This is a genomic window from Niveispirillum sp. KHB5.9 (assembly GCF_048066115.1).
Classification (GTDB): domain Bacteria; phylum Pseudomonadota; class Alphaproteobacteria; order Azospirillales; family Azospirillaceae; genus Niveispirillum.
Genome location: NZ_JBLTYX010000002.1, coordinates 252,263 through 267,240 on the forward strand (window position 1 = coordinate 252,263; position 14,978 = coordinate 267,240).

Here is a 14,978-nt window from a genome sequence, read left to right on the forward strand (position 1 = left end):
GACGTCAACAAATGACCCAGTCAAATTTGACGTCGAGATGGATTGGGAGGGAGCGCAACGCCAGGCTGGACCTGCCGGCCGCCCGCACCTGTCGGCGCGGGGTATTGGTCGTCGCTTTTCCGGTCAATCGCGGTAGGGAAACCGTGTCTTGACCTGGATGATGAATTCCCTCAGGGCGGCCAGCTTCTCCGGCCGGCCCATGGCGGCCTCCGTCATCGCCTCCAGTTGCCTGGACATCGGCCAGTTCTTCAGGATCTCGGTCTCACGCGCCGCGGCGATGGAGACCTTCGACAATCCGAGGCTGATCTTCATATTGCTTCAATCTCCTGGAAGACCGGCACGACCGGCCATTGCGTCACCGCCACCCGGTACCGTCCGGGCGTGCTGAAGGTCAGCTTCAGCACGCCGTCGGAAACCTCGTGCTCGTCACCATCGATGGTGACGATGCACGGGATGGGAAGGTCCTTCATCGTCGCCTCGCTATGGCCGTCGGCTTTGACCGTCAGCCTGTCGAAGGACGGGTTCGGCCGCTTGACGACCTTGCCGGCAACGGGATCGAACAGCAGGCTGTTGGGATCGGTACCGGGTTCCACCTCTTCCTCATGCACGGCATCGGCAGGGCGGGTACGGACCGACTGGATGCCGAGCAACCGGCCGCCAGCGTCGAAATAGGCAATATTTGTCATCGCTTTGCCCCAATGATTGCAATGCCGATATTCCGGGCGGTGGATGCCAGTACCTGTAGATTGCCTGGCATGGCGAAGGGCTGTGCGCACAGCCTCACGGAGAATGAATTCACACCGATGATCGAGGTGGCGATGGAGGCCGGAATCCTGAAGACAGTATCGCCATTCTTGGTCAGCACGCCGACCTGGGCGCTCTGCTTGAGTACCCAGCCACCGCCGTTGGCGGACACATATAGTCGCAGCTCAAGTCCGAGATCCTTGAGCGAGCCGCCATCCACGGTGACATAGGCCACGATCATCCCGCCGCCACCCTCGACGTTATAGGTACCGGACTGCGCCAATTCGGTTTCCCGGCCCGCGGGACAGATTGTGTCACCATTGACAACGAAATCGGGCTCCGACACCGCCTTGCCGGCGATGTTCGTTGTGCCGACGACATTCAATCCAAGGCCGTTGGCCGTCAGGATCGTCTTGGAGTCCTGGTCCCGGATGATCAGGCCGTAATCCACCGACGTGCCACCGATCTTGCCGAGTTCGACCCTGCGGACGGGCTCGCGACCCTCTCTCGGCTGATCGACGATGATGCGCGGCTGGGTGCCGGAATGCAGGAAAAGCCGACCACCCCCGGTCTCGATCCCACCGACCTGGATATCACCGGCGATGATGTTGCCAGCCGTGATCTTGGCGGCGGACAGGTTGCCGATCAGCGCATCACCGATGGCGGCACCGGCGATGTAGGTGCTGATATTATTGGCATTCAGCTGACTCACCGTCGCCAACGATCCGAGCCCGGTGACATCCGACGTCGAGACGGAGCTTTTCGTGGCCAGGGAGCCCAGGCCGGTAACGTCGCTGCTGCTGACGGAACTCTTGGTCGCCAGGGTCCCCAGGCCATTGACCTCTGATGTCGTGATCTTGTCCTTGGTCGCCAGGGCCCCCAGGCCGGTGATGGCGCTCGCCTTCAGCCCGGACCCGCTGCTGAAGATCAACTTTTCATCGTAGTCATAGATCTGGATGCCGTAATCGACACCGGGTATATGGCCCAGCCACACACGCTTGCGACCGGTGCGTGGATCAATGACCTGGATGTTGCCTTGCTTGATCAGGATATCCTGAACATCGATGGTTCCGGCGGCGATCTTGTCCGCTGTCAGGTTCTTGATCTTCGCCGCGGTGATGGTGGCATCGCCGATCACCGCACTGTTGATGATGACGCGCGTCTGGCCATCGACCTCGCCGACGGCGAAAGGCACGGTACGGCCGGCACTGCCCGGCTTGATGATGGCGAACCGGTCGGCATGGATGATGAACTCACTGGATGGCACGTCGTCCTTCAGCGTCGTCGCCAGACCGAAGCCCGAGACATGGCCGTTGGCGTCGACCTTGACGGTATACTGGGCCTCCAGACCATCCTTCGACTTCGCCAGCGTCGATATCGACGAGGTGTGGTTTCCCACCGTCGTGGACAGCGTGTTCAGGGCGCTGGCGCTGGCCGTGGCGCTACCGGCGACGGTGTCAAGGCGGCCGCTGATCGTGGCCTGCGTCTTCAGCAGGCCAGTGACGGGATCGTTGACCGAGGATTCCAGCTTGTCCAGGCGGCCGGCGGCGGCATTAGTGCGCGTCACCATCGCGTCGTTGACGCTGGTGATGCGGGAATGCGCCAGCGTCAGGCCGGTGGCCGGATCGTTGACCTTGCCTTCCATCACCGAGATGCGGCTGGCCAGGGCCGCGTCCGCCCCGACCGAAACGGATTCCACGGCATTGATGCGGGCCTGAACGCTGGGGATCGTGCCGCCGGCATTGAACAGCTCGGCACGCAGGGCGCTGGTCCGATCGGCCGAAGCCTTGTCGACGGCGGATACCGAGGTCTCAAGCGTACCGACACGCGCACTGGTCTTGGCCAGACCGCTATTGGGATCGTTGACAGCCGTTTCCAGGCCGCTGGTGCGGCTGGCGACGGATGAGACCTGGGTGGACAGGCTGCTTTCCACCGTCCCGATCCAGGTTCGTGTCGCCGACAGACCGGTAGCCGGGCTGTTCACACTGGTTTCCAGGCTGGATGCCCGACCGGCCAGCGCGTCCGTCCGCGACACCATGATGTTGCTGGTATCGGTGATGCGGGCATTGGCCTTGGCAAGGCCGGTGACCGGATCGTTGACGGCACTTTCCAGGACGGACGCCCGGCTGGCCAGGGCCGTGTCGGCATTCACGCGGGCCGTATCCGCATCGGTGATGCGGGCATGGGCCTTGGACAGGCCGGTGGCGGGATCGGCCAGTCCGGCCTCGATCGTCCCGAAGCGGGAAGCGGTCGCCACCTTCTCGTTCGCCACCGCCGTTTCCAGCGAGCCGACGCGGCTGTGTGCCGCCGGCAGCCCGGTGGCCGGATTGTTGATGGTGGCGCTGATGGCGGAGAAGCGGGTGGTGGTCACGCTGTCCAGCGTGGCCACGACATTGGACATCTCCGTCACGCGGCCATGGGCCTTGGCCAGGCCGGTGGCCGGGTCGTTCAGGGTAGCGTTGATATCGTCGATGCGTGACGCCGCAGCGGCGTCGGCGCTGGACATGGTGGTGGCCAGGGAAGTGACGCGGGCATGGGCACGGGCGACGCCCGTCTCCGGATCGTCATAGCGTGCGGCCAGCGTCGTCAGGGCCGTGGCGGTGTTGGACTGTGCGGTCTCGTTGGCCGTGAAGCGGCTGATGAACTGCGTGCGCGTCGCCGGCAGGCCCGTCAGCGCGTCGTTCAGCGCCTTGTCCACATCGCCGATCAGGGCATTGAGGTTCGCCGCCTCCTCCGCCAGCCGGTCATTCACCCCGGCCACCAGCAGATGCGCCTTGGCCAGGCCGGTGACCGGGTCGTCCAGGCGTGCGTTGATATCGGTGGAGATGGCCCGCAGACCATCATCCGCATTCTCCAGGTCGGTCCGCGTGACGGCGACCAGGTTGGTCAGGTCCGCGCGCGCCGCCGAGGTATCGACCGATGCGATCTGCCGGGCGCTGTTGATGGCGTCGTCAAGCTGCGTCTGGGCGGCATCGAGGCGCTGGCTGACGGAACCGGCGAGGCTGGCGTCGCCATCGATCAGTTCGATGCGCCGCACCAGCTCTTCGTCCAGGACCGACAGGTCCAGGATGTTCTTCTGCAGCTGGGCGATGTCGATCAGCTCGGTCTTGACCGTGCCGACCTTGCGCACATCCAGGCCCGTCTGGCCGAAATCATCATAGGCGGCGGCATAGACGTGATAGGTGGTATCCGCCGCCAGACCGGTGATGATGAAGTTCGTGTCGCGGCCATTATAGCGCGGCGCATGGGTGCCGGCCTGCGGATCGAACTCCTCCCCCTCCATCCAGACCAGCACGCCCTGGAAATCCAGGTCGTCGCCGGCGATCGGCTCATAACGGCCGAAGGCGCTGTTGAAGGTGGCGCCGATGGTGAAGTCCGGCGTTCGCGGCGGCATGTTGCTGACGGACAGCCGCGCCGGCTGCGTCTCGCGCCCGATCTTGTCCTGGATCGTGACCGTGACCATGAAGGACCGGCGCGGCGCCGACAGACCGGACTGGCGGGCGTCGGTGGAATTGCGCTCGAACGTATATTCGAAACGCTCCTCCTCGGCGTAATCCTCGCGGACCAGCACGGGCCGGTCGGGATTCCCGATATCATGGACGCGCACGACATAGCGCTTGAACGCCGGGTCCTTCCAGCCCGACCCCGCGCCGTAGGGCTCGTTGCCGATCTCGAAACTGGTGGAGGGAAAATTGCCGCGCCAGGTGAACACCGCGTCGCGACCGGTGAATTCAACCCCGCTGGCACCGCCGACCAGTTCCAGATGGCTGATGCTGGCCGTCTCCACCAGGCTGCGCGGGTCCAGCGTATAGGCAGCCGTCACCGGATCGGATTGCAACCCGCCTTGATAGGCGATGACACGGAACACGTAGCGGCCAGCGACGGCCGGCGACACGGTGATGCGCATCTCCGCGGAACGGCCGGCGCTGTAGCTGCCCTCCCCGTCGATCGTATAGCTGACCTCATATTCGACGCCCGGCCCGTGGCCGTCATTGTTCCAGGACACGATCAGCGCCACGCTTTCCCCGATCGGGTCGAGCGAGGCATTGGTCTGGAAAACGAAGTTGCTGGGGCCGGGAATGACGGCGCGCGGCACGGTGATGTGCGGCGCCGTGGGCTTCTCCGCCTCGATGCCGGCAGACGTACGGCTGATGACCAGGTATTCGCAGCCCACGAGATGCAGGTCCGCCGTCGTATCGCGGAACGTTCGGGCGGCACCATTGACCGTTTGTGCCGGCTGCCACTGGTCCTCGCCCGTCTGGCGGCGATAGATCACGAAGGCGCTGTGCATCAGGTCGGGCTGCTCGGGCTCGTCCCAGAACAGGTCGACATAATAGACCTTGCGGTCATTGCGCTCGAAAAAGCCGATCTGATGGCTGAAGGCGACCGGGTTCAGCGGCGGGCGCAGCGGATTGGGCAACGATCCGCTGTCATCATAGGTGCGGACCGGATCGTTGGTGTCCAGGATGTCGGCGGTGCTGTCGTCATAGATGCTGTCACCGGCATATTCCACCAGTTCCAGGCCGACATCACCATCCTCGGTGTCCGGATTGATGCTGGTGATCCAGAACTTCTTCTCCGTGAACCAGGTATGCTCGCCGTCACCGGCGGTGACGGCGACGAGGTTGCCGGGTTCCAGATTCATGAACCGCTGGTCGGCCACGCCTTCGATGCGCAGGTCCTCGCCCAGCCTGCTGCGGCCCAGATAGCTGGCCATGCGGCTGGCCTGGGTGCGGCTCTGGATATCGGGGCGCCGGACCTCGTCCAGGATTTCGCCGAACCGGGCGATGCGCACCGGGTCTTCCCAGCGCACGGTGCGGCGCTCAAGGTCCGTCGGGTCGGTATATTCCAGATGGATGGCGTTGGGCACCTCCATCACATCGGCGGTCTCGGCCCCTGACGGAATGAAGTTCGAGCGGTCGAGCCAGGCGACGACGGAACGGGGCCGCGGCAGGAAGAGCCGGATGCGATTGCCATACTGGAACGGCTGCGCATTGGCGGCTTCCAGTATGCGCTCGATGACGTCGGCATGCGTCTCGTCATCATCGCCGCCGAAGATGCCGTTGATGCTGAAACGTGGTTCGTTGCCCACCTGTTCGTCGCAGACATTCATCCCCTGGATCCAGCTCTCCAGGTCCAGGGTGGCCGGATCGATGCCCAGGCCGTAATCGACATTCAACAGGTAGTCGAGTGCCGCGGCCACCGGATTGGAGGAACGACGCGGTGCCAGACCGCCGGCCGGGATACGCCAGTCATACTGGGCGGCATCACCTCCGGCCTCGAACAGCATGCCGCGCTTCACCCAGGCTTCGATATCGCCGATGTCGGAAACATTGGAGCTGAACTTGGCGCGGATGGCCAGGCCGGCCGTGCGGTTCATGTTACCGCCGGTCGGGCTGGCAATGCCGGTCAGCGACGTGATGGCGCTGACGACAGGACCCAAATTCTGGTGGAGAGCGCCCTTGAACGTCCAGACATGGACATTCTCCAGGAAGTCGTCGGACTTCAGCTTGGGGTCGGTGCGCGGCCCGGTGGCGCCGTTGATGCGCTGGGGATATTTCCCCTGCACACGCACCGATGCGACCTCGATGTCGACCGGCCCCCAGCACAGAGCGACCGTCGCGGCCATCTCCTTCTGGTTGCCCGAGAACAGTTTGGAAACGATGTTGCCCTTGGCCTTGGCCCGACCATAGACGACCGGCAGCGGCACGCCGATGGCCTTCTGGGTCGTGTCCGCGTCAAAACGCTTCTTGGTTTTGACGGACGGGCCGAGAATCTTCTTGAGAAAGCCCATTATTTACCCCATCGAAACAAGCCAAAGAGACGGGAAGTCAAATCACCATCCAGTTCGTCGATCACGACGCCACGGCGCAAATCAGCGTGGACCATGCTGTTGGGATTGATGAATATCCCGACATGATCAGGCCCACCGATCGCCTTATAGGACAGTGCGATGACATCACCCGCACGCCGATCATTCCATTTCACCTTGACCATGTGTGCCGCCAGATTGGCCGATAGCAATGCCGATGCCTCGGCTACGGCCTGCTTGTCGCGCAGCCAATCCGGGTTCGCGTGATAGGCCGCGGCCCCACCGGTCAAGATGTGCTCATTGTCCACCTGGTCCAGCGCCCACAGCATCAGACCCAGGCAGTCCAGCCCGTGCCGATCACGCCCGAGATGCCGGTACGGTATCTTCCGCCCGACCAGCGCCAGCGCGCGGCGGCAAACGTCATTGCGACTGGAAACGGCTCGACAGATTGACATAGCCACCGAACCGCGACTGGTTGCCCAGCTCCATGCAACGGGCCTGGGTGAGGTTGCAGGACGTCTCCGTCCCAACATATCCGCAGTTCCGGCCCTTGAAGCGGAAACGGCAGGTCACCTGTTGCCGGGCCTTGGCCGCCAGCTGGTCATTCATGTCCAGCAGCGACTTCACGACGATCTGCGCCATGGTATCGATCTGGACCGACGTGTTGCGGCCTTCGAACAGCAGAACGGGATTGCCGGCCAGCAGCACGCGCCCGGCCTCGTCCAGCACGCCGTTCGTCGCCCCCTTCCAGGCGGTCGTCGTTTCCCCTTTCGGGTCGGCCGTCCGCGTCCAGGCCGTCATGGCGCTGTCATGATTGTCCAGGGTCAGCTTGTAGGTATCGACCTCCAGGCCGAGCTTGATCTCGACATTGCTGTAGCTGATGCCGACGGAGCGCCAGACCTTGCCGTCCCAGAAGACATCCTTCTCGCAATCGGTCAGGGTCAGCCGGGGCATGCCGCCGATGGAGAACAGCCGGATCGGTGTCGTCTCGTCCTGGGCCAGGTGTGCCGCCAGGGCCGCGTCCATGGGAATGGGCATCAGACGCTCTCCAGTTCAATGGTGATCTGGTAAAGGCCGCGCACATTGGGCGAGGCGTTCTCGCGCGCCAGCTGGTCGTCGGAGAACACGACATTGTAGGTTTGGTTGGTGTGGGTATCGCGGAACACGAAGCTCTCATACATGCCGCGCCGATCCATGAAGAACTGCTGCAAGGCCGTGTATTCGCCCAGCGTCAGCGCGTCATACTCGATCTCGAAATTATAGACCGGCGACAGGCGCGTGCATTGCCGGGCCAGGCGGCCATTGGGAAAGCGCTTGGTGTTCGTCTGGAACGCCGGTGCGAATTTCGTGATGCGGCTGGGCGCGGCGATATCGTTGAGCACCAGGGTCGATGCCATTATTTGTTCCCCCTGATCCGGCGGGTGGTGGTCCCGCGGTTACGGACATCCTCGGCCATCACGTTGAGAATGGCGGCCGGGTTGCGGCGCAGATGCGCTTCCACCTGATCGAAGCTGAAATAATTGACCATCTCGACGCGCGAGGCCGACATGGCGCCGACCGCGCGCCGGTCGATGTAATCGCCGGCGGTGCTCAGCGATCCGCGAAAGACCCCGCCCTCATGGAAGACGCCTTCCGGCGTCGGCACGCCCAGCGCCGCCATCGCGGCCGCGGCGGCGGCGGCATGGGCGACGGGAATGATCAGTTCCCCCTTCTCCAGCAGCGCCAAGCCCTCGTTGGGGCGAATGGGCCGGTCGAAGGAGAACCAGCCACCCGACGGCTCCTCGCCGAAGATGCCGCCCTTATGGGCGACCCCAACCCCGGCACTCGCCGCCGTCGATGCGGCCTGGAAGCTCATCAATGTGGCCATGGAGGCGCCGACGCCGGTAAACAGCGCAAGCGTGCCCTCCGCAACGGCCCCACCGAAGGTGGCGATGGAAGCCAGCGTCGCCGGCGTTGCCCAGATCGCCGTCATGGCCGTGGCCTGTCCCGCGGCCGATGCCACGGAAGCGGCCTGCATGGCCTTACCGAAGGCCCATTGGATCAGCTGCGCCGCAATCCATTGCGCCACCCATTGCGCGAAGAAATTGATGATGTTGTTCAGCATCCCGCTCATCATGCCGGAGAAGGCCTCGCCGATGGAGGCCTGGCCCGTCAGGATGCTGGAGATGGCCGTGCTCATGCTGGTCGCGAAGGCTTCGATACCTTCCGCCCGGGCCAGCAGCAGGCGCTCCTCCATGCCCATGCTGTACTGATAGTACATCTCGGCCAGGGCCATCTGCTCGGCGCCATTGGCCTTTTGGAAGGCCGCACCGGCATATTTGTCGGGATCGCCCATCATCAGGGCGGCCGTCTGGCTGTTCTCCTCGCCCTCCTGTTCCATGTCCCGCAGGCTGTTCTGGTACTGGCCCTTGATATAGGACGGGTCCTTCAGCAGCTGCGCATGCTGTTCCAGGCGCACGGCATTGAGCTTCACCTCATGCTGCTTGTCCTCGATATACTGCTTCATGCCCTCTTCGGAGGCTTTGAACTCCAGGTCCCGCGTGCGCTTGAGAAGCTCCGCCGCACGGGCCTGGTCGAGCAATACCGCCGCCTGCTCCTTGAGGATCTCGCTTTTCATCTGTTCGGCGAGCAGCCCCCCCTGGGCGATTTTCACCGCATTCTGCACGATGAGCAGGCGTTCCAGGTCCTGGCGATATTGCCGGTCGGAAAGGGCATCGCCCTGGAGCATCTGGGCGGCGGTCTCCTGGCGGGCATCCCGGCGCATCCCCTCGACGGCCATGCCACGGATATCCGCATCGCTGCCGGCGTGGATGACGGCCTCCGGGTCACGCTTGCCGCCCGCGACCTCGCCCAGTTCCTTCTGCAATCCGTATTTAAATTTATCACCGTCACGGCCGCCGCTATAGAGCTCTATCAGAGCGGCCTTCGCTTCCTCCCACCTCTGGACCAGCGACAGCAGTTGCTGCAGCTTCGGGTCCTCCGGTTGCTTGGCGGCAGGCGGCGATGCGGGCTTTCCCTTTTCGGGCTGCTTCGACGACCCGTCGCCCAGCGCCGCGGCACGCAGATAGCTGAAGGTCTCCGCCGCATCCTGGTTCTGGCCGTTATAGGCTTGCGCGGCCCCGGTCAGGGCGGTCAGTCGGCGGTTGAGGACGGTCATTCCCTCCCCCGCCTCGATCGCCATGGCGGCGATTTCCCCGATATGCAGGGCACTGAAGGCGCGGCCCAGGCCCGTCAGCACATTGGAAGTCCTGCCACCTGCCTGCTGAAGGCCCGTGGCCGCCTTCCTGGCCTGCCCCATGCCTTGTGTGGCGGTACGCAGGCCGGTGATGAAGTCACCGGCGTCGAGATCCAGTCGCGCGAACAGCGACCCGATATTCACGTTGCTTGCAGCAGCCGTAGCCAATTACGCCTCCATACCTATAGACGGGCGGTCCCCGATCCCGGCCGATCGGGATCGGGAAGTTCGGCGGCATGGGCCGCCGTGGCACGTGATGGTGCCGTGAAGCCAGGCCGCGGATGCGGCACCGGCACTGAAGTGAGTGAAAGCTAGACCTCGCCCCCGAACATGCGCTGCATCCTCGCGTAGTCCTGCTCGGTGGCCGCGACCTGCTCGACGACGGATGTCGTGCCGATCTTCTGGCGAAGGCTGTCGACGATCTTGCCAACCCCGTCACCACCCATGGTAACGGCGTGTGCAGGCAGGATCGCCAGCACCTCTTCACTCCTGACCCGCTCGATCATGGCGTTCATCGACCAGAAGGTCCTGATGGGCAGGCGCATCAGCCCATTGAAGTCAAAGCCATAGAACCGGATCATCCGGGCAAAGTAGAAGCCGAAATCCAGCTGGATCAGCTGGGCTTTCGGCCCGGCACGTTTCCCTCGGTCTCGGCTCCGGATGCGGATGTCTTCTTCGACAGATCCTCCCCGCGCGAGAACGCGATCAGCGCCATCAACTGGCCCATGTCCAGCCGCAGCAACTCGTCCTCGGTGGTGTCATCCATGTAGCCGAGCAACTTGCCGACCACGATGCGCGTCTGCTTGACGGTATCGCCGGACGCGGCCTCGACCTGTTCCTTGAAGCCGTCGGACTCGACGAACTCCTGGACGGTCATCGACCGCAAGATGCGCTCCCGGCCATACATGACCACCGAGCGATTGACCTTCAGGTCATCAAGGTTCAGGAACGTGGTGGACAAGGCAAACCCTCCATTCATAGGAAGACAGCGGGCCGGGCCCCGACCCGCTGTCATTATAGTTCATCGATGACTATAATCTCGAGTTACGCTGCGACCGGCGCACCGAAGGCGGCGATCTTGCCGTTGGCGGCGGTGTCGGGGTAGCCCTTGAAGGTGACCTCGTACACCCGCTCTTCACCGGTCGCGTACTTGAAGGTGAAGGTCGGCGACGGGGCGGCCTTGAAGACGGTGAAGTCCTTGGACTTGTCGGAACCGGCCAGACCCGTCGGATGCAGCAGCAGCTCGGCGGTGTGCTCGGACAGATCAACATTGACGCCGGTGCGGATTTCCACACCCACTTCCGAACCGGCGGTGCCGATGCCCACGGCCTGCGGCATGATCTTCAGCAGGCGGCCCAGATCGGTTTCCAGCATGGGAACCTTCACCTCGACCATGGTGCCGGTGATGATCTCCTTCAGCGTGCTTTCACCGGTCTGATCGGCCTTCACGGCGTAGGTTTCGGTCGTGATCGAAACCTCGACGCCACCCTTGGTCGCACCCAGGTCGGTGCTGCCGAAGGTCGCATCGCAGACGCCGAGGGCGATCTTATCGGTACTGACAGCCATCTTGCTCTCCTTAAACGGCCAGACGCCACGTGGCGTCGAAGTTGATATTGAACGCGAAAACCCCGCTGCCCTCCGACGTGAGCGGTACGGGTTCGGTACTCGGAAGGCAGTGGTAGACCCAATGCCCTGCGAGTTGTTGCTGCCTGATCGTCAGCGCGCCCATCAATGACAGCGCGAAGTCGTAGGCATCCTGGAAGGCGGCGTCCTTGACAGTGACGAGGAACTTGCTGTTACGCAGTCCGCCGTTCGTGTCCTTGTGGAAATCACCGCCATTGGGTGTGAAAAGCGCCGATCTGCCGATCTCGGCAGGCACGGCGCCGAGGAAGAGGTCAACCCCCTCGGTGCCGGCGCCGGCGGCATCGGCGGCTTTCAGAAACTCATGGATGATCATCGCAACATCCCCATCTGCTTGGTGTCCCCCGGCCGGGTGTCGCCTTGGCGATCACATTCATCAATATATATAATAAAAATCCATAACGCAAAAATCACATTCATGACTGTTGTCGCATGGAATTCCGCCTGCTTGAACCCGTGCCGCCTGACCGTTCAAACAGCCTCTCCATAAAGGTGTCGGCGCATCTCCTTCACCGTCTGCACACGCCGTACCTCATAGGCCACACGCCCATTCTTGGTGACGGGCACATGGACATGGCTTTGCCCGGTCGTTTCGCTGAGACGCCGCATCTCCTTGACGGCGTCGATCACATTGTCGTGGGTGGATATGTGCTTCATGGTCATGCAACGTCGATGTTTCAGGTGGCAGTGAACCAGCCCCGATGGAGACATTCTCCGTCGGGGCAGAACACCTATACCGTTATCATTTATCTTCACCGATAGCTATAAATTTCTGACACAGATGATGCGCCCCGGCAGTCCATGCCTTAATCCCCAAGCAACGGCAGTGTTTTCAGGCTTTTCGAGGATGGGCGGAACCTCATCTTGCGGCGGCGCCCAGCCATCATGATGGCGCCCGTCGCGGGAACATGATGATTGCGGCTGGCGATCATCACCGTTTCGAACTTGCCGAAATCACGGCCCATATCGACGATACTGCCCTTCACCATGGCGTCGGCCACGAAAGCCTTGAACGACAGCAGCACCGCCGAAACCACTTCCTTGGGATACCCGCTGTGCACCGACAAGGCGGCGACGAGGTTCTTCATGTCGATCAGTTCGGTCGCCACGGCTGCGGCTGCGGGAAGGTCTTCCGGTGATCCGTCGCTCTGAACTGGCATGCCCCAATCCTCGTCTGCCCGCCTCGCATCGCTTGTACATGTCGGCATCAAGATGCCAGCCGTTGAAATCAGCTCTTGCGCCCCTCACCCGGGGTGATCACAGGCAAGTCGCTCGCCTCCCGGTCCTTCAACAGACGCTCCAGGGTCGTCCTGTTGAACAGGAATTCGGCCGTACGCGGATATTGATGACGGAGTACACGTTCCAGGAACCAGCCGGGCTCGATCTCGAGAAGGGCGGCATATTCAAGCGCCCGGTCGAAGGGAACCAGTGAATCATTCCGCTCGATCATCGACAGGAAATTCGGGTTCTTGTAACCCAATGTCCGGGAAACCTCAGTCTGTGTCATCTGAAGTTCCTTGCGCCGCTGACTGATGATGTCGCCCGGCTTTTCCAGGTCACGATGCGTCATAACCACTTTTGCGGCCCCTACAGGTTACTTAGGCATGAATGGTATCGGATATGATAGCCGACATCATACGCTGACTGATGACATTATCAATGGCCATTAATAGTAATCGATGAATTATATTTAATCCACAATTTGTTCACCTTGCGTTCCATGCAATTGATACTAACGGCAACCCACGATGCCGCCATCCACGGGGATTTCCGCCCCGGTGACATAGGCACCGGCCCGCGAGCAGAGAAACACGACAATGCCGGCGATATCATCCGGCCGACCCAGGCGGCGCAGCGGGATATGGCCCTGCAAGGCCCCCGTGGGTGCGTCGTCCGCATCGCGCAGATGTGCGGTCATCGAGGTGGGGAAGAAACCCGGCAGCACGGCGTTCACCGTGATATTGCGATCGGCCAGATCCTTGGCCAACTGCCGGCTCAGCTGATGGATCGCCGCCTTGCTGGCACTGTAGGAATAGGCCTGCAACAGTTCGATCGCCACCCCGGCGACAGACCCAATATTGATGATCCGCGCCGGATCGCCGCCCAAGCCGCTTGCCGTCAGTTCAGACAGGAACTGCTGCACCAGCTTGAACGGTGTCTGCACATTCACCGCCATCACCGACGCCCACGCCTTGTCCGGAAAACTCTCGATAGGTGCACCCCAGGTCTTGCCGGCATTGTTGACCAGGATGTCCAGACCACCCGCCGCCTGCCGGTAACGATCGGCCAGATCCACGGCGGCTTCCGGCGTCGACAGGTCGGCCGGCAGGGCCAGGCACGGCCCCAGCGCCGCCATCTCCGCTGCCGCCTGCGCACAGATGTCGGGCTTGCGCGAGGTGATGGCGACATCGGCGCCGGCCCGCAGCAGCCCCTCCGCGATCATCCGGCCCAACCCCTGGGCACCACCGGTGACCAGCGCCTTCTTGCCAGCCAGCGAGAACAGGTCCGTCACCATGCTCATTCCCCGTCGATATCGATGATGATCTTGCCGAACCCGTGCCCCTGCTCCAGGCAGGCCAGGGCGTCGGTGGCATTGGCCAGGGGAAACCGCTGGTCGATGGCGGGCACCAGCCTGCGGTCGCCGATGAACCCCACCATGGCGGCGAATTCAGCCGGATTGCCAACATTGGTGCCCATCAGGCGCAAATTCTTCAGGAACAGTTCCGGGGCATTGACCGGGAAGCTGGTGCCGCCTGTGGAGCCATAGACCACCACCCGCGCGCCCATCGCCAGGGCTCTGCCATAGCCGGGATATGACGCGGCCGGCGCCCCATCGAACACCACATCGATGCCGCCCGCCTGCCGGCCCAACGCCTTGCGCCAGCCCTCGTCCTTGTAATTGAAGCCGGCACGCGCTCCCAGCGTCTGGGCCTTCGCCAGGGTCACCTCCGACCCGCTGGTCACGAACACCTCCGCCCCCATCGCCACCCCGAACAGCAGGGCGAAGGTCGCCACCCCGCCACCGACCCCTGTGACCAGCAACCTCTCCCCGGCCTTCAGCCCCGCCTTGGTCATGAGCCCGCGCCAGGCGGTCAATCCGGCCAGCGGCAGGGCGGCGGCCTGGGCGAAATCCAGGTGCGGCGGCTTGGCCACGGCACTGGCGGCCGGCACGCAGACGGCCCCGCAGATGGTGCCGGGGCCGGGCATGCCCAGCAGGCCGAACAAAGGGGACGGATAGTCCGGATCATCGCCCCAGCCCAGGCCGGGATAGAGCAGCACCGCCTGCCCCAGCCGCCCCGGATCGACGCCGGGCCCCACGGCATCGATGATGCCGGCCCCGTCGGCCCCCAGGATCGACGGCAACGCCATGCCCGGATACTGGCCGCGCGCGATCCACAATTCGCGGTGGTTCAATGCCGCGGCCCTCAGTGCGACGCGCACTTCCCCAGCGGCGGGCTCGGGCGTTGCCACCTCCTCCAGACGGGCGGCATCAAGTCCGTCGGCCGAATGCAAAATCAAGGCACGCATAGTGTCTCCTCGGGTAGG

The 14,978-nt window shown here is 63.3% G+C and carries 16 protein-coding genes; all 16 read right to left on the reverse strand.

From position 1 onward, the window contains the following. Nucleotides 1–123 precede the first annotated feature (123 nt). Nucleotides 124–312 carry a hypothetical protein gene (locus tag ACM9HJ_RS05675; protein WP_416570730.1) on the reverse strand — a complete coding sequence of 63 codons (189 nt, stop codon included), beginning with the start codon at nucleotides 310–312 and terminating at the stop codon, nucleotides 124–126. Further along, on the reverse strand, nucleotides 309–686 hold the full coding sequence (locus ACM9HJ_RS05680) for a hypothetical protein (protein ID WP_416570731.1): 378 nt from the start codon (nucleotides 684–686) through the stop codon (nucleotides 309–311). The genes ACM9HJ_RS05675 and ACM9HJ_RS05680 overlap by 4 nt, the downstream gene beginning before the upstream one ends. Then, entirely contained in the window at nucleotides 683–6,538 is a 5,856-nt protein-coding gene (locus tag ACM9HJ_RS05685) for a hypothetical protein (RefSeq protein ID WP_416570732.1), read from the reverse strand. Before ACM9HJ_RS05685 ends, ACM9HJ_RS05680 begins: the two co-directional genes overlap by 4 nt. After that, nucleotides 6,538–7,089: an NlpC/P60 family protein gene (locus ACM9HJ_RS05690; protein WP_416570733.1), complete on the reverse strand. Its 552-nt coding sequence runs from the start codon at nucleotides 7,087–7,089 to the stop codon at nucleotides 6,538–6,540. Before ACM9HJ_RS05690 ends, ACM9HJ_RS05685 begins: the two co-directional genes overlap by 1 nt. Continuing rightward, a complete protein-coding gene (locus ACM9HJ_RS05695) occupies nucleotides 6,977–7,594 on the reverse strand; it encodes a hypothetical protein (RefSeq protein WP_416570734.1) in 618 nt (205 codons plus the stop codon). The genes ACM9HJ_RS05690 and ACM9HJ_RS05695 overlap by 113 nt, the downstream gene beginning before the upstream one ends. Then, on the reverse strand, nucleotides 7,594–7,953 hold the full coding sequence (locus tag ACM9HJ_RS05700) for a DUF2460 domain-containing protein (RefSeq protein ID WP_416570735.1): 360 nt from the start codon (nucleotides 7,951–7,953) through the stop codon (nucleotides 7,594–7,596). The genes ACM9HJ_RS05695 and ACM9HJ_RS05700 overlap by 1 nt, the downstream gene beginning before the upstream one ends. Then, nucleotides 7,953–9,959 carry a hypothetical protein gene (locus ACM9HJ_RS05705; RefSeq protein WP_416570736.1) on the reverse strand — a complete coding sequence of 669 codons (2,007 nt, stop codon included), beginning with the start codon at nucleotides 9,957–9,959 and terminating at the stop codon, nucleotides 7,953–7,955. The genes ACM9HJ_RS05700 and ACM9HJ_RS05705 overlap by 1 nt, the downstream gene beginning before the upstream one ends. A 143-nt stretch (nucleotides 9,960–10,102) precedes the next feature. Beyond that, nucleotides 10,103–10,372 (reverse strand): hypothetical protein, encoded by a 270-nt coding sequence (locus ACM9HJ_RS05710; RefSeq protein WP_416570737.1) that lies wholly within the window; start codon nucleotides 10,370–10,372, stop codon nucleotides 10,103–10,105. A gap of 32 nt (nucleotides 10,373–10,404) precedes the next feature. Next, nucleotides 10,405–10,752, reverse strand: a complete 348-nt coding sequence (locus ACM9HJ_RS05715; RefSeq protein WP_416570738.1) for a hypothetical protein — start codon at nucleotides 10,750–10,752, stop codon at nucleotides 10,405–10,407. Nucleotides 10,753–10,835: 83 nt separating this feature from the next. Next, nucleotides 10,836–11,357, reverse strand: a complete 522-nt coding sequence (locus ACM9HJ_RS05720; protein ID WP_416570739.1) for a hypothetical protein — start codon at nucleotides 11,355–11,357, stop codon at nucleotides 10,836–10,838. 10 nt (nucleotides 11,358–11,367) lie between these two features. Then, the gene (locus ACM9HJ_RS05725) at nucleotides 11,368–11,748 is read right to left on the reverse strand and encodes a phage tail terminator protein (RefSeq protein WP_416570740.1); all 381 of its coding nucleotides are present in this window, start codon (nucleotides 11,746–11,748) and stop codon (nucleotides 11,368–11,370) included. 155 nt (nucleotides 11,749–11,903) lie between these two features. Further along, nucleotides 11,904–12,095: a hypothetical protein gene (locus ACM9HJ_RS05730; protein WP_416570741.1), complete on the reverse strand. Its 192-nt coding sequence runs from the start codon at nucleotides 12,093–12,095 to the stop codon at nucleotides 11,904–11,906. A 143-nt stretch (nucleotides 12,096–12,238) separates the two neighbouring features. Further along, nucleotides 12,239–12,640 carry an HU family DNA-binding protein gene (locus tag ACM9HJ_RS05735; RefSeq protein WP_416570742.1) on the reverse strand — a complete coding sequence of 134 codons (402 nt, stop codon included), beginning with the start codon at nucleotides 12,638–12,640 and terminating at the stop codon, nucleotides 12,239–12,241. Nucleotides 12,641–12,660: 20 nt separating this feature from the next. Continuing rightward, complete coding sequence (locus ACM9HJ_RS05740) at nucleotides 12,661–13,002, reverse strand: helix-turn-helix domain-containing protein (RefSeq protein ID WP_416570743.1); 342 nt, start codon at nucleotides 13,000–13,002, stop codon at nucleotides 12,661–12,663. Between the two features lie 162 nt (nucleotides 13,003–13,164). Then, entirely contained in the window at nucleotides 13,165–13,947 is a 783-nt protein-coding gene (locus tag ACM9HJ_RS05745) for an SDR family oxidoreductase (protein WP_416570744.1), read from the reverse strand. Between the two features lie 2 nt (nucleotides 13,948–13,949). Beyond that, a complete protein-coding gene (locus tag ACM9HJ_RS05750) occupies nucleotides 13,950–14,960 on the reverse strand; it encodes a zinc-binding dehydrogenase (RefSeq protein WP_416570745.1) in 1,011 nt (336 codons plus the stop codon). Nucleotides 14,961–14,978: the final 18 nt, after the last annotated feature.

What these genes read in the sequence shown, in the direction of transcription:
- ACM9HJ_RS05675 (WP_416570730.1), bottom strand. Translation starts at nt 312, where the DNA reads ATGAAGATCAGCCTCGGATTGTCGAAGGTCTCCATCGCCGCGGCGCGT.
- ACM9HJ_RS05680 (WP_416570731.1), bottom strand. Translation starts at nt 686, where the DNA reads ATGACAAATATTGCCTATTTCGACGCTGGCGGCCGGTTGCTCGGCATC.
- ACM9HJ_RS05685 (WP_416570732.1), bottom strand. Translation starts at nt 6,538, where the DNA reads ATGGGCTTTCTCAAGAAGATTCTCGGCCCGTCCGTCAAAACCAAGAAG.
- ACM9HJ_RS05690 (WP_416570733.1), bottom strand. Translation starts at nt 7,089, where the DNA reads ATGTTGGGACGGAGACGTCCTGCAACCTCACCCAGGCCCGTTGCATGG.
- ACM9HJ_RS05695 (WP_416570734.1), bottom strand. Translation starts at nt 7,594, where the DNA reads ATGCCCATTCCCATGGACGCGGCCCTGGCGGCACACCTGGCCCAGGAC.
- ACM9HJ_RS05700 (WP_416570735.1), bottom strand. Translation starts at nt 7,953, where the DNA reads ATGGCATCGACCCTGGTGCTCAACGATATCGCCGCGCCCAGCCGCATC.
- ACM9HJ_RS05710 (WP_416570737.1), bottom strand. Translation starts at nt 10,372, where the DNA reads ATGATCCGGTTCTATGGCTTTGACTTCAATGGGCTGATGCGCCTGCCC.
- ACM9HJ_RS05720 (WP_416570739.1), bottom strand. Translation starts at nt 11,357, where the DNA reads ATGGCTGTCAGTACCGATAAGATCGCCCTCGGCGTCTGCGATGCGACC.
- ACM9HJ_RS05725 (WP_416570740.1), bottom strand. Translation starts at nt 11,748, where the DNA reads ATGATCATCCATGAGTTTCTGAAAGCCGCCGATGCCGCCGGCGCCGGC.
- ACM9HJ_RS05730 (WP_416570741.1), bottom strand. Translation starts at nt 12,095, where the DNA reads ATGACCATGAAGCACATATCCACCCACGACAATGTGATCGACGCCGTC.
- ACM9HJ_RS05735 (WP_416570742.1), bottom strand. Translation starts at nt 12,640, where the DNA reads ATGCCGACATGTACAAGCGATGCGAGGCGGGCAGACGAGGATTGGGGC.
- ACM9HJ_RS05740 (WP_416570743.1), bottom strand. Translation starts at nt 13,002, where the DNA reads ATGACGCATCGTGACCTGGAAAAGCCGGGCGACATCATCAGTCAGCGG.
- ACM9HJ_RS05745 (WP_416570744.1), bottom strand. Translation starts at nt 13,947, where the DNA reads ATGGTGACGGACCTGTTCTCGCTGGCTGGCAAGAAGGCGCTGGTCACC.
- ACM9HJ_RS05750 (WP_416570745.1), bottom strand. Translation starts at nt 14,960, where the DNA reads ATGCGTGCCTTGATTTTGCATTCGGCCGACGGACTTGATGCCGCCCGT.